The sequence below is a fragment of the Paractinoplanes toevensis genome (assembly GCF_018332695.1).
Classification (GTDB): Bacteria; Actinomycetota; Actinomycetes; order Mycobacteriales; family Micromonosporaceae; genus Actinoplanes; species Actinoplanes toevensis.
Map to the genome: position 1 here is coordinate 38,913 of NZ_BOQN01000064.1, position 13,188 is coordinate 52,100.

12 protein-coding genes are annotated in these 13,188 nt (G+C 72.4%); 3 read left to right on the top strand and 9 right to left on the bottom strand.

Features of this window, described 5'->3' with window-relative positions:
- Window position 1: 1 nt before the first annotated feature.
- Together Ato02nite_RS24775 and Ato02nite_RS24780 are read left to right on the top strand one after the other, a co-directional pair.
- Window positions 2–691 carry a DivIVA domain-containing protein gene (locus tag Ato02nite_RS24775; protein ID WP_213009042.1) on the top strand — a complete coding sequence of 230 codons (690 nt, stop codon included), beginning with the start codon at window positions 2–4 and terminating at the stop codon, window positions 689–691.
- A 60-nt stretch (window positions 692–751) separates the two neighbouring features.
- Window positions 752–1,339 (top strand): hypothetical protein, encoded by a 588-nt coding sequence (locus tag Ato02nite_RS24780; RefSeq protein ID WP_213009011.1) that lies wholly within the window; start codon window positions 752–754, stop codon window positions 1,337–1,339.
- 190 nt (window positions 1,340–1,529) lie between these two features.
- Here Ato02nite_RS24780 and Ato02nite_RS24785 read toward each other — a convergent pair whose 3' ends face one another.
- The 5 genes from Ato02nite_RS24785 to Ato02nite_RS24805 all read right to left on the bottom strand — a co-directional run bounded on the left by Ato02nite_RS24785 (window position 1,530) and on the right by Ato02nite_RS24805 (window position 4,771).
- The gene (locus Ato02nite_RS24785) at window positions 1,530–2,141 is read right to left on the bottom strand and encodes a DUF3455 domain-containing protein (RefSeq protein WP_213009012.1); all 612 of its coding nucleotides are present in this window, start codon (window positions 2,139–2,141) and stop codon (window positions 1,530–1,532) included.
- A 129-nt stretch (window positions 2,142–2,270) separates the two neighbouring features.
- Window positions 2,271–2,570: a protealysin inhibitor emfourin gene (locus Ato02nite_RS24790; RefSeq protein WP_213009013.1), complete on the bottom strand. Its 300-nt coding sequence runs from the start codon at window positions 2,568–2,570 to the stop codon at window positions 2,271–2,273.
- Complete coding sequence (locus Ato02nite_RS24795) at window positions 2,570–3,631, bottom strand: M4 family metallopeptidase (RefSeq protein ID WP_213009014.1); 1,062 nt, start codon at window positions 3,629–3,631, stop codon at window positions 2,570–2,572. The genes Ato02nite_RS24790 and Ato02nite_RS24795 overlap by 1 nt, the downstream gene beginning before the upstream one ends.
- Window positions 3,628–4,053 carry a phosphoglycerate mutase family protein gene (locus Ato02nite_RS24800; protein ID WP_213009015.1) on the bottom strand — a complete coding sequence of 142 codons (426 nt, stop codon included), beginning with the start codon at window positions 4,051–4,053 and terminating at the stop codon, window positions 3,628–3,630. Before Ato02nite_RS24800 ends, Ato02nite_RS24795 begins: the two co-directional genes overlap by 4 nt.
- A 76-nt stretch (window positions 4,054–4,129) precedes the next feature.
- Entirely contained in the window at window positions 4,130–4,771 is a 642-nt protein-coding gene (locus Ato02nite_RS24805; RefSeq protein WP_213009016.1) for a GntR family transcriptional regulator, read from the bottom strand.
- Window positions 4,772–4,846: 75 nt separating this feature from the next.
- Here Ato02nite_RS24805 and Ato02nite_RS24810 point away from each other — a divergent pair, with 75 nt between their 5' ends.
- Window positions 4,847–5,389 carry a YbhB/YbcL family Raf kinase inhibitor-like protein gene (locus Ato02nite_RS24810; RefSeq protein WP_213009017.1) on the top strand — a complete coding sequence of 181 codons (543 nt, stop codon included), beginning with the start codon at window positions 4,847–4,849 and terminating at the stop codon, window positions 5,387–5,389.
- A gap of 111 nt (window positions 5,390–5,500) precedes the next feature.
- Here the strand turns inward: Ato02nite_RS24810 and Ato02nite_RS24815 are convergent, their stop codons facing one another.
- The 4 genes from Ato02nite_RS24815 to Ato02nite_RS24830 form a co-directional block, all read right to left on the bottom strand.
- Window positions 5,501–8,002, bottom strand: a complete 2,502-nt coding sequence (locus Ato02nite_RS24815) for a transglutaminase TgpA family protein (RefSeq protein WP_213009018.1) — start codon at window positions 8,000–8,002, stop codon at window positions 5,501–5,503.
- Window positions 7,996–9,084: a DUF58 domain-containing protein gene (locus Ato02nite_RS24820; RefSeq protein ID WP_213009043.1), complete on the bottom strand. Its 1,089-nt coding sequence runs from the start codon at window positions 9,082–9,084 to the stop codon at window positions 7,996–7,998. The genes Ato02nite_RS24815 and Ato02nite_RS24820 overlap by 7 nt, the downstream gene beginning before the upstream one ends.
- 404 nt (window positions 9,085–9,488) lie before the next feature.
- Entirely contained in the window at window positions 9,489–10,478 is a 990-nt protein-coding gene (locus Ato02nite_RS24825; RefSeq protein WP_213009019.1) for an AAA family ATPase, read from the bottom strand.
- Between the two features lie 13 nt (window positions 10,479–10,491).
- Window positions 10,492–13,059 carry a fibronectin type III domain-containing protein gene (locus tag Ato02nite_RS24830; RefSeq protein ID WP_213009044.1) on the bottom strand — a complete coding sequence of 856 codons (2,568 nt, stop codon included), beginning with the start codon at window positions 13,057–13,059 and terminating at the stop codon, window positions 10,492–10,494.
- Between the last annotated feature and the right edge of the window lie 129 nt (window positions 13,060–13,188).

Consider the following 13,188-nt stretch of genomic DNA (forward strand, 5'->3'; position numbering starts at 1 on the left):
GATGCCGCTCACGCCAGCAGACATCCACAACATGGCGTTCAAGAAGCCGCCCATGGGCAAGCGTGGGTATGACGAGGAGGAGGTCGACGCCTTCCTCGACGAGGTGGAGCAGGAGCTCATCCGGCTTCTCGAGGAGAACAACGTCCTGCAGGACCAGCTCCAGCGGGACGGCGGCGGCGCCGGCCCTTCCTCGACGTCGTCCAACATGCAGCTCAACGCCGAGCTGAACCAGCTGGTCAGGCAGCTGGACCAGCTGCAGGAGGCACGCGCCCGGGCCGAGCAGAACGCCCGCAACGTGCAGGCCGAACTGGAGCGCAGCCGCAACTCGGCGATCGTCCCGGCCGCGCCGGCCGACGACGACCGCAACGCGCGCGTGCTCATGATGGCCCAGCGCACGGCCGACGACCACATGCGCGACGCCCAGGCCGAGTCGGAGCAGCTGATCACCGGCGCCCGCACCAAGGCCGAGCAGGTCACCAGCGAGGCCCAGCTCAACGCGGCCACGATCGAGAGCGACGCGCGGCGCAACCACTCCGAGGCGCTCAGCAGCATCGGGGTCAAGCGGGACGCCATGCTCGACGAGATCGACCGGCTCGGTCAGCTCGCACTGAGCTACCAGACGGCGCTCAACAACCACGTCAACCAGCAGCTGCAGGAGCTCAACGGCGCACCGGACAGCTCGATCGGCTGATCGGCCGCGTTGACAGCATCGATCCCCGCCGCATAAGTTCGGCCGTCGACGGGGGTGATGGTGATCAATACGTTCGTTCGCCTGAGCGCGGGTGCGGCTGTTCTGATGGTGGCGCTGGCGGGTTGCACGGAGGACCCGCCCACCGCCACGCCCGCGACCTCGTCGGCCTCGTCCGTCCCGTCCGCTCCGGCGGTGACGTCGGCGCCGTCCACCACCACCCCGTCGGCACCCGGCCGGCCGGGCGCGAGTGACCGGCCGAGCACCACGACCGGACCGTCCGCGACCGGCAGCGGCTCCGCTGATTTCTCGGGCATCCAGCTGGTCAAGTCGGGCGGCATCGCGGGCATCACCGAGACCACCACGATCAAGCCGGACGGCACCTGGTCGCGCGGCTCGACCAAGGGTGCGGACCGCACCGGCAAGCTCAGCCCCGCCGACCTGGCCAAGCTCACCAAGCTGGCCGACAACCCGCAGCTCAAGACCGAGGGCGCCCGCCCGTGGCCGACCCGGATCACCTGCAACGACACGTTCACGTACCTGCTGATCGTGGACTACCAGATGATCAAGTACGCGGCCTGCCCCAGCGCCGGCAACCCGCCCGCGGTAACCAAGGAGATCATCAGCCTGGTGCAGAAGGTCACCGGCTAGCCGCGCGATGCGCATCCGGGCCCGGGTCTGACGTTCGACGTCCGTGCGGGCGGCACGGCTTTCCGCAGAACAGCCGGAGCCGGGTGACCGCGCAACCGATCGGCCTGGCCGAAGCCACCCTCGACCGGATCCCCGTCCACGCCTGAGCGCGGCGCTGCCGTGCGCCGGAGCGCACGGCAGCGAGCCGGGATCAGGCGGCCGGCGCGTCCCAGAAGACGTAGACGGCGCCGTAGGGAACCTTCTTGACCTCGTCCTTGACGCACGGCGTGGTCGGGGCGACGCCGCCGGAGGTGAGGAGGCGGTTGATGTAGTCGGCCTTGTCGAGGATGCCCTTGCCGGAGTGGGTGAGCACGGTCAGCCGCAGCTCCGGGATCGTGCCTTCGCGCGCCGAGGTGATCGGCGACCCGGCGGTGACCAGCGACTGGTCCCGCGTCGACTGCCAGCTCGGGCCGGCGAAGTGGTGGAGGCGGCCGCCGGTGCCGAGCAGTTGGGCCTCCGGCACCGACTTGCCGGTGAACGCGCCGGTGGTGGCGCCGTCGGCGACGACGCAGGTGTAGTTCTGGGTGCCGTTGACGACCAGGTAGGCACCGATCGGCCGGGAGCCGGGCGGCGGCTTGATCGCCTCCGCGATGAGCGGGATCTTGACGGCCCGGGCTTCCGGCCCGAACGGTGCCGGTGCCGCCGGCGCGGCGGTGGTGGTGGCGGCCGACGCGTTGAAGCTGACGGCACCGATACCGGCGACGACGGCGGCCATGGCGACCCCGCCGAGAGCGCGGACACGGGAGCGGCGTGTGCTGAGCATGTAGTTGTTCCCCCTGATGAAGGTGTATGTGGGCCCCTACCCACCCTCCCCTTTACGGAGCACCGCCATCGACGGATGAAGATCCGCTCGCCTGTTAACCATTTGTTCACAGTGGACTGCCCGTTCGGGCTAACCCGTCTGTCTCTCGATGAGGCTGAGCAGGGCACCGAAGGCCGCCGACATGGTCGTGTCGGAGCCGGTGATGGTGGCCGACCGCCCATCGTCGTCGACCGTGATGGTGTAGGTCATCGCGTCCCCGCCCCGCCCGGACCGGCGCGTGCCGCCGCCCTCCGCGAGCACGGCCGCCACCAGGCGCCGCAGCTGCCCGGCCGCGGCCGGCGGCATCCGCTCGGTGTCCAGGATGCGGGGTGGCCGCCGCGACGTGATCGGGGCGGCCAGCCCGCCGTGGGTGGCCAGGGACACCCGCATCAGCGGCGCCCGAGGGTCGGCGAGACGCCCACCCGGATGCCGACCTCGTCCCACGCCGTCTGCACCGCCTGCTGCTGGGAGCTGCCCGCCCCGTACAGCTCGCCGGCCTTGCTGAAGGTCGTGTCGGCGAAGGCCTGGAAGTCGGTGGTCTCGGCGGACGCCCGCATCGACTCGTACCAGATCACCCCCGGAGCCTCCCACGAATTGCCGCCGATGATGGTAGCCACCAGGTAGAACGCCTTGTTCGGGATGCCCGAGTTGACGTGCACGCCGCCGTTGTCACCCTCGTCGGTGTCCGGCAGCTCGACGTACCGCTCCATGTGGTCGGGCTGCGGGTCCTGGCCGAACAGCTTGTTGTTGAACGCCTTGCCCGGCGCCTTCATCGACCGCAGCGCGTCGGCGTCGATGCTCGGCGTGAAGATGTCCGCCCCGATCAGCCAGTCGGCCTGATCGGCGGTCTGGCCGAGATGCCACTGCTTCACCATCGAACCGGCCACGTCGGACAGCGACTCGTTGAGCGCGCCCGGCTGGAACCGGTACTCCAGCTTCGCGGTGTGCTCGGTGACGCCATGCCCGAGCTCGTGGGCGATCACGTCGAGCGAGCCGGTGAAGTCGGCGAAGACCTCGCCGTCACCGTCGCCGAAGACCATCTGCTGGCCATCCCAGAACGCGTTGTTGTAGCGCCGGCCGCGGTGCACGAACCCCTGCAGGCGCATGCCGCGACCGTCGATGGAGTTGCGGCCGAAGACGTCGCGGTAGAAGGAGCGGGTCACGCCGAGACCGTCGAAGGCCTGGTTGGCCGACCGGTCGGCGACCGGCTCGTCGTCCTCGGCCCGCACGAACGTGGCGAACGGCAGGAACGTGCCGTTCTCGCAGTCGAAGATGCTGCGGCGGCCGTCGGCCGCCGTGGCCAGGGCACCGGAGATCAGCCCGCGCACCTCCCGCTGGCCGCGCAGCCGGGCGGTGGTGAGCAGGGTGGCCAGGGCCGCCTGCCGGATGGCCTCGTTGTCGCTGTCCAGAAGCCGGTCCAGGATGAAGGGCGGAGTGATGCAACTGATCATGGGTTTCTCCCGTATTTGAGCGCCAGCAGACTCGCGCCGGCCGGCTCGGTGAGGGTGACGACGAAGAGGTTGTCGAACTCGGTCTCGGGGATGACCGGTGGTTGCGGCACGCCCAGCGCGGCGATCACCGCGGGGACAGTGTTGCTGTGGCCGGCGATCAGCACGACCGGGCCGTACTCCCCGGCGCGGGCCTGGCCGGCCACGACGGCCAGGCCCGGCATCTCCCCCGCGGTGAGCCCGAGCGGTTGCACGGTCTGCTTGGTGCGCGCCAGCGGCGAGGTGAACACGGTGGTCACCCCGGCCGGGCCGACGACGTGCGCGAGCGCCTCGGCGCGGCGGCGCCCGGCGTCGTTCAGCGGCGGATCGGTCGTCGCCGGCGGAAGGTCGATGTCCGCGTGCCGGACCAGCAGAATCGTGACCACGCGCGCCCCCGAGTGAGAGCTTCGATACTCTCAGTGATCAAACGGCGGGTCGAGGGCCGAGTCCCTATTCAGACAGTCACGAACGGGTGAGATCCGCGGCGGTGCGGCTCACGTGCCGGCACAGCAGATCGGCGGCCCGGTCGGCGTCACGGGCGAGGGCGGCCTCCTCGATGGCGCGGTGCTCGGCCACCGCATCCCGGCCCGGGTTGCTGAGCGCGGACCAGCGGCGGGCCAGCTCGCTGCCGGTCCACAACCGGTCGAACGTGGCCAGCAGAACATCGTTGCCGCAGCCCTCGAGCAGGGCGCGATGGAAGCGGCGGTGCGCCTCCGCCCAGTCGTCGCCGTAATGGCGGTCGCCCTCCCGCTCGAACGGCGGGGTGCCGGCCAGGCGATGGTGGGCGGCCCGCACCCGCGCCTCCCACTCCAGGTCGCCGCGCTCGATTGCCAGGCGCAGCATGACCGGCTCGATCGCCGCCCGGGCCTCGGCGGTCTGCTGCCACCGGTCGTCGCCGGTCGCGGGCACGGCGAAGCCGCGGTTGGGCAGCCGCTCGGCCAGCCCGTCCCCGACCAGGCGCAGCAGCGCTTCCCGGGCCACGGCCAGGCTCACGCCGTGCCGATTGGCCAGCTCCTGCGGCTTCAGCGGCTGCCGCGGCGCGAACTCGCCGTGCAGCACGGCCGCCCGCAGCGAGGAGTAGACGTGCTCCGACCTTGATGTCACCTCCGCCACAGTACGCCAAATAATCGATTATTGCTGGCATAGTCGATCAGGCAATCGCTGACGAAGGAAGTGACCATGAACGGCAACAACCCGTACGCGCGTCTCCCCGAGGTGCCGAGCTTCACGCTGACCAGCACCACCGTGGTCGACGGCAAGCCACTGCCGGCCCCCCAGATGTCCGGCCTGTTCGGCGTGCCCGGCGGCCAGGACGCCTCACCGCAGCTCACCTGGAGCGGCGCACCGGCCGGAACGAAGAGCTACGCGGTGACCGTGTACGACCCCGACGCCCCGACCGGCTCCGGCTTCTGGCACTGGGCGGTCGCCAACATTCCGGCCGACATCGCCACCCTGCCGGAGGGTGCCGGCGACGACACCGGCACCGGACTGCCGGCCGGCGCCGTCCAGCTGCCCGGCGACGCCCGCGCGGCCCGCTACATCGGCGGCGCCCCGCCCGCCGGCCACGGCCCGCACCGGTACTTCATCACCGTGCACGCCCTCGACGTCGAGGACCTCGGCGTCGCCGCGGACGCCACGCCGGCGCTGCTCGGCTTCACCATGGCAAGCCACATCCTGGGCCGCGCCACGCTCGTCGCCACCGCCGAGACACCGGCCGGCTGACGCCCGGCACCGCCCGCCGCCCCGCGTCGAGGCCGGCGCAGGACCGGCGGACCGGCGCAGGACCGGCGGGCCGGCGCAGGACCGGCGGGCCAACGGCGGCCGGCCGCTTCGTCAGGTTTGCCGATGCCAGCGCAACGGGCCCGGGTGGACGCTCCACCACGCCCGGCGCCACCAGGAACGGCGTGCCCGCAGGGCGTCGGCGTAGGCGACCACCTGCCGGCCGGCCCGGTCGGCCTGACCGGCGTCGGCGGCGCCGGGCGCGAAGCCGACGGTGTTGATCCCGGCGACGAGCTCGTCGAGCGGCGGCAGCGTTCGGTCCTGCGGCGACGGCCCGGCAGACATGGCGCCGCCGGCGGGGCCCGGCGCCAGGATGCCGACTCCGGCGGAACGCGGCGTGCCCGCCCCGGCCACGGCGGTGCGCGACGGCGGTGCGGCTCCGGTCGCGGCAGCGTGTGGCGGCGCGACGTCGGCGGGCGTCTGCGCTTCGGTGGCACGGTTCCGGCGGTCGTCCGGAGTGAGCACGGCCATTCCCACGTCCGGGGTGCCCGGGGCGGCGCGGCGGAGACGGGGTGGTTTCGGCGGGTCGGGTGTGGCCGCGTACGCCCCGGCCTCGGAAGCGGAAAGGTGCGGTGGGAGTGGGCGGCCGGCCAGGCGCAAGGCGTCGCTCAGCTCCTGCCAGGCGCCGGTGATCCGGGCGGCGGGCGGGCCGGCCGTGAGCCGGCGGCGGCGCAGGCCGCGCCGCATCGTGATGATTGACGCGGCGGCCGCGAGGAGCACCAGCAGCAGCGACCCCGACGTTCCGCCGGCCACCACCAGCGCGCCCGGACCGCCGCCCGGCCCGGCCGCGAGCGCCGCGGGCGGCGCGGACACCTCGGCCGACGGGCTGACGGTCGGCGCCTCGGACGGCGGGCTCGGCGGCTTGCTGGGCTTCGGGGTGAAGTCCTCCTCGACCGGGCGCGGGTTCCTGCTTTTGGGCATCGGGTCGAACGGCACCCAGCCCAGCCCGTCGAACAGCACCTCCGGCCAGGCGATCGCGTCGGCCCCGGTGACCGGGCCACCCGCGGCCGGCGCGTTGAAGCCCACCACCACCCGCGCGGGCAGCCCGGTGAGCCGCGCGAGCAGCGCGAACGACGCCGCGAACTGCTCCGACGTCCCGACCTGGCCGCCCTGGTCACGGGGGCCGAAAAGGAAAAAGGCCAGATTCGGGTACGCGTGACCGCTCGGCGCGTCGGCCACCTTGCGATAGTGCTCGGCGATGAACGCCTCGATGCTCGCGGCCCGGTCGTAGGCGGCGCCGTTGCCGTCGGACAGTTCCTCGGCGAGCCGGGTGATCTGCTCGGGCACGCCGTCCCCGACCGCCAGGTAGCGGGCGACCGCGTCGCCGGAGGGCACGTCTGCGGCCGGCAGCAGGTTGTAGTCCGGGGTCTGCACCTGCGAGTCCACGCTGTACCTGGTTCCCGCGGTGAGCGGCTCGGACCGGATCAGCGTGCCGGTGCCGGCGTCGTACGCGACCCGGGCCCCGGTGATCCGGGTGGGCGCCGGCACCGCCGGCAGCAACCGCCCGGTCAGCTCGTCGATCGTGATCTCCTGGTGCACCGCGGTAACGGTGGCGTCCGGGATGGCCGGTTGCGTCGGCAGCACCCGCCCCGCGTTGCGGTAGGTGGCCCCGACCCGCCAGGTGATCCCGTCGTAGTCGGGCAGCACCGCCAGCCGCAGCCGAACCGTCCTGGCCCGGGGCGGGGCGCTACCCGTCACCCCGCTGCCCGGCGTCGCGCCCACGCCGCCGCTGGTCGCGCCTACCTCAAGGAGTCGCTGCTTCGGGCTGAGCGCCCAGCCCGAGATCCGGTTGAGCGGGCTTTCGTCGAGGGTGTCCACCTGCGGCGGTTCGACGTACTGCCGGGGGTCGACCGGCGTGGCCGCCACCCGGCTGCCGACCCAGGGCCCGACCGCCACGGCCAGCACCAGCACCGCCGCGAGCCCCGCCACGGCTCCGGCCACGGCCCGCCCGCGAACCTTGACCCGGGTCGCCGCCGGCACCCCTGCCAGCTCGTCACCCTTCGGCCGCGCGGTGACGGCGAGCGCCACCACCGCGAGCCCCGCGAACGCGAGCGTCGTCCACCCCGCCACCGAGGCGTTGGGCCCGACCACGTAGAGCGCCCCCGCATAGAACCCCGCCACCGGCAGAATCCCCAGCAGCACCCGCCCGGCCCGCACGGCGATCTCGCTGCCGGCCAGCCCCGCGAGCCAGGCGGCGATGACCGGCACCACGATGGTGTCCGGCGCCGGCTCCACCGGAATCATCGCGGTGAGCAGCCGCGGAATCCCGTTGACCAGCGAATCCCGCGCGATCTGAGCGAGCGGCGCGCTGAGCTCCGCGCGCCCCGCACTGATCCACAAGGCCAAGAGGGTGTACGCCGCCAGCAGCCCTGCCGACAGGGGCGCCACCACCCAGTTCGGCAGTCGCCGGGCCGCCAGCCCGAGCCCGACCGACCCGGCCGCCGCCCCACCTACCAGCACCACCAGCAGCGAGTCGGCGAAGATCCCACCCAGCACGACGCCGGCCAGCGCAATCATCCCGGCCAGCGCACACGCCACCACGGCCCGCTTCACCATCCGCGCACGCTGTCCCAGGCGGCGGCGAACTCCTCGCCGTTGTCGGCCTCGATGACGATCAGGCCGTCGCCGGCCGAGACCGGGGCCGCGTCGCGGTCGCCGAACAGGCCCGCCATCACCACCGGGTAGGGGCCGCGCAGGGCACTCACCGCACCCAGATCGCCGCGGCCGCCCGGTCCGGTGAGGAAGACCAGGGTGTCGCCGAGACGGCCGGCCCGCATCCGGCGCAGGGTGGCGTCCAGGTCGCCCGGGCGCAGCACGGCCTCGGTGAGCACGTCCAGGTAGGGGCCGGTCGGCACGGCGGTGACCAGGTGCAGGCTGACCGGCAGGTCCTCGCGGACGGCCGCGGCCACGATCGACGCCGCCGCCTCGCAGGCCGCCTCGAACGACTCGGCGATCCCGTCGCGGCCCAGCGGGTGGGCGGCGGCCCGGTCGTCGAGCAGCACCACGATGGTCGGTTCGGAGGTATCGAGCTGTTCCCGCACCATCAGCTCGCCCACCTTGGCCGAGCTGCGCCAGTGCACCCGCCGCAGTTCGTCCCCCACCACGTATTCGCGCAGCGAGTCGAACGTGATCGTCCCGTGCGGCACCTTGTCGATCCGCCCGTCGAGGCTGCGCGCCATCCCGGCCGGCACGGCCCGCAGCAGGTGGATGCGCGGATGCACCCACACCGACGCCACCCCGCCGTAGGTGCGGGCGAGCGTGATCAGCCCGAGCGGATCTCCGCGGGTGACCCGCAACGGCCCGATCGGCACGATGCCGCGCCGGCTGGTCGGCACCGGATAGTCGGCGGTGGTGTCCTTGCCCGGCCGCAGGCGCAGCAGCGGAACGGGCACGGCCTGGCCACCGCACCGGTCGCTCGCGACGAGGTTGGCCGCCCGCAGCCGGCTGGTGTTGCGCACGGTGAGCGTCATCCGCGCCGGTTCGCCCCGCGCGACCCGGTCCGGGTCGGCGGTCCGCTCGACCCCGAGCCGCGGCCGCCAGAACGCGAAAACCACCCCACACCCGACCGCGACCAGCGCGACCGCCCCGAGCAGCGCGAGGTCGGGATAGCCGAGCCGGAACCCCGCGACCAGCAGCACGACCCCACCGAGAGCCAGCCCGATCCCGCGAGCGGTAACGCCACCGTTTCCGCGCCCCCACCCGCCAAGCCGGCGAACGCCACGCGGCCCGGCGCCACGCAGCCCGGCGCCACGCAGCCCGGCGCCACGCAGCCCGGCGCCGCTCGGATCGGCGCCGCGAGAGCCGATGCCGCTCGGATCGGTGCCGCGAGAGCCGATGCCGCTCGGGTTGGCGCCGTGAGGGCCATGTGGGGCGGGCCCGGTGGGACCGTCGCCGGCCGGCGGAGCGCTGCCGGCCGGCGACGGCGTCTGGGCGACCGCCCCCGCGTCTTCCCCCGCGCGATACGTCTGTGCAGTTCCCGCCGTGCGCGGCGACGTAACGTCGCCGTCCTCGCGCGACGCCCCGGCCACGCCCTCTCCCCCGGTCACGCCCCGGCCGTGACGCGGTTGTCCGGCAGCGGGACCGGGACCGAGCGGATCGCGTCGTCGAGCACCTCGGCCGCGGTCACGCCGCGCAGTTGCGCGTCGGCGGACAGCAGCACGCGGTGCGCGAAGACCGGGCCGATCAGCTCTTTCATGTCTTCGGGCAGCACGTAGCCCCGCGCGTTGATCAGCGCGAAGGCACAGGCGGCCCGGGTCAGCGCGATCACGCCGCGGGGGCTGACCCCGACCCGTACCTGTGGGTGGTTGCGGGTCGCGGCGGCGAGCCGGACGGCGTACGCGTAAAGGGGGTCGGCGATGTGCACGCGCATGGCCATTTTCACCATCTCGCCGATGGTGGCCGTGTCGGTGATCGGTTCGAGGGCGTCGGGTGAGCGCAGTGCCGCGCCACGCAGCACCTCGATCTCGACCTCCTCGCTGGGGTAGCCGACGGAGAGTTTCACCAGGAAACGGTCGAGCTGGGCTTCCGGCAACCGGTAGGTGCCGTCCATCTCGACCGGGTTCTGGGTGGCGACGACCAGGAACGGCTGGGGCACCGGGTGCGGCACGCCGTCCACGGTGACCCGTCGCTCCTCCATGACCTCGAGCAGCGCCGACTGGGTCTTCGGCGAGGCGCGGTTGATCTCGTCGGCGATGACGATGTTGGCGAAGACCGGGCCGGGGTGGAACTCGAAGCCGCGGCTGGCCTGGTTGAAGATGGTCACCCCGGACACGTCGGAGGGCAGCAGGTCGGGGGTGAACTGGATGCGCCGCCACACCCCCTGGACGGAGGCGGCGAGGGCGCGGGCCAGCGTCGTCTTGCCCACGCCGGGCACGTCCTCGAGGAGGACGTGCCCCTGCGCGAACAGGGCGGTGAGCGCCAGCCGCACTACTTCGGGCTTGCCCAGCACCGCCGTCCCGATCCGGTCGGCGAGTTGTTCGGCCACCTGGGCGAAGCCCTGGATGTGCTGCGGTGGCAGCGGTTCGTTGTACACGAGTCTCGTTACCTCAGCAGGCCGGAAGGTCGGCCAGTTCGTCCCCGCCCTCGAGGTTGAGCCACGCCCACGGGATGTAGTTCTTGCCGCTGTAGTTGACCTGCACCCACCAGGTGCTCTTCTTCTCGCTGTTGTAGATGTACGCGTACACCTCTTCGCCGGACTTCTTGCAGTACGCCTGCAGGCGGGTGCCCGGTTTCGCCCAGCCGGTCTGCTTGTCGTTGTCCTGCTGGGTGACGCTGAAGATCTCGTTGCCGTTGCGACCCGTCACGTCCTTGTCGCAATACGTAGCGGTGTCCCCGTTCTCGCCGTTGTTGCAGGTGGCGATGCCGTACCGGTAGTCGGTCGTGGATTTGTTGGTCGCGGTGGCCGAGCCGGCGGCGTTCTTCGCGGTGATCGTGAACGTGTAGGCCGTGCCGCCGGTCAGCTTCGAGACCGACAGGCTGCTGCAACTGCCGGACGCCGAGCCGCCACCACCGGTGGAGGCCACCGAGCAGCTGGCCTTGCCGCCACCCTGGTCGACCGTGAACGAGATCTTCGCGGTGTTGACCCCCGGGTCCACCCCGGTGATCGTCACCTTCGGCGCGGAGACGGTCTTGGCGGTGGCGGTGCCCGGCTGACTCTCGCCGGCCTCGTTGACCGCCCGCACCTCGACGGAGACGGTCTCGCCGGCCCCGAACCCGGTCAGCGTCACGGCCGTGCCGCCGGTGACGTCGGTCGTCTTCCCGCCGGCCGTCACCACGTACTTGCTGATGGGGCGCCCGTTGTCGGCCGGCGCCTGCCAGGCGACCGTGACCGCGCCGGCCGTCTCGGCCACCGTGGCCGCCTCGACGCCGTCCGGCTCGGCCGGGGTGGTGAAGGGCGTGACGCTGCCGCTGACCGGCGACGCCTTCGACCCGGCACCCCGCTCGTTGATCGACACGACGGTGAAGGCGTACTGCTTGCCGTACTCCAGCTGGCCCGCCGGAATCGTCAGGGACGTCCCGGTGGCGTCGCCGATCGGCGCGCTGCCGCCCTCGGAGATCGCGGTCACCGTGTACCGCTTGATCTCCAGGCCCTGCCCGTTGGCCGCCGGCCAGCTGACCACCACGGTGCCGTCCGGCTTCGCCTCGGCGGTGGCCGCGGTCGGCGCGTCCGGAACTTCGGCGGTCGGCTTGACGGCGTTACTCGTACGCGTCGGGCCGTCGCCCTTCTTGTTCACGGCATGCACCGCGAACTGGTATGTCTCCCCGTTGGTCAGCTCGGTGACGGTCAGCGAACGCTGGTCGGCACCGACCTGGAAGACCTTGCCCGCACCCTCCACCACGTAGCGCGTGATGGGTGCGTTGTTGTCGGCGGCCGCCTGCCAGGTGACCCTGGCCTCGGCGTTGCCGGCCGCGGCCCGCACGTTGCGCGGCGCCCCCGGCTTGGACTGCACCGGCTTCTTCGGTTTCGGCGGCGGGGGCGGCGGATCGTCCGCCTTGACCGGCGGCGGGTCACCACCGAGCACGTCGTCGGCGTACTTGTCGACGGTGCGCACCGCGTGGTTGTCGTCGACGACCCGGGCCGTGGACGAACCCGGTGCGTTGATGAACAGGTAGCCCTCGCGCACGTCCAGCTCGAGCGAGCCGCCCGGTTTCCGGAACGTGATGTCCTTCTGCGCCTTACCCGTGGAGTCGAAGACGTGCACCCGGCCGGTCTCGGAGTCGGCCACGTAGAAGTAGCCCTCCCAAGCCACCGCCGGCTGCAGCTCATCGCCACTGCCCGGAACCGTGAAGTCGGCGCGGACGCCCTGCTCACCGACCACATAGACGTGCCGCGAGTCGGTCACGGTGACCGGCACGGACTGCCCGTCGGTGCGCGGCGCCAGCGAACCGGGGCCGGGCAGCGGGAGCGTGTGCTTCACCGGCTCGGCCTGGTCGCGCACGGTGAACAGCGCGTTGGTGGTGCGGTCGAGCACGGCGACCCCGTCGTCCAGCGTGGACAACGTGAGGTCATGGCTCGCGGCGGCAACGGCTTCCGACCGTACGATGGAAGGACCTGCCGCCGAATCACTCCCGGGCGAGTCGGACGGGAGCGCCGCAGGCGCGATCGCGGTGATCGTGCCTTCGCTGGGCGCCGCGATCCACAGCTTGCCCTTGCCGTCGAAGACGCCGCCGGTGATGCCCGGCGGGAAGCGCAGCGGCGACCCGATCGGCCCGAGCGAGCGCGGATCGAGCTGCTGCACCTGGCCCTGCACGGTGTCCACGACGAAGGCGGAGTCCTCGTCGAGCGCGACCCGCACGCCCAGGCCAGGGCTGGACGAAGAGTTCCAGAACTCCTGCAGAGTGGTCAGATCCATCGAGCCGATCGCGCCCGTGTTCACATCCCGCAGAATCACGAACCGATCGGTCTGCGACACCTCGAGCGCGTGCCCGCGGGCGTTGGGCACATCGACGCGAGTGTCCACCTTGGCAGTCACCCCGTTGATGCGCGCGACCTCGCCCTTGGACCGAGACCACACCCAGGACGCCGCATCGAAGCTGGCCACGGCCTGATCGGCCGAGCCCAGCCCGAGCACGGTCAACCCGAGCCCACCGGCGAGACTGAGGACGGTCCCCATCGTGACGAGATAGCCGCGACTGCGCCACCGACGTCGCTGCGCGGTCACCCGCACACCCTCCGTGCTGGCGCTATCTGCGCTGGTCACTAACCCAATCCTCCCCCTTTGAAGGACCCCCTCCGCAAGGAC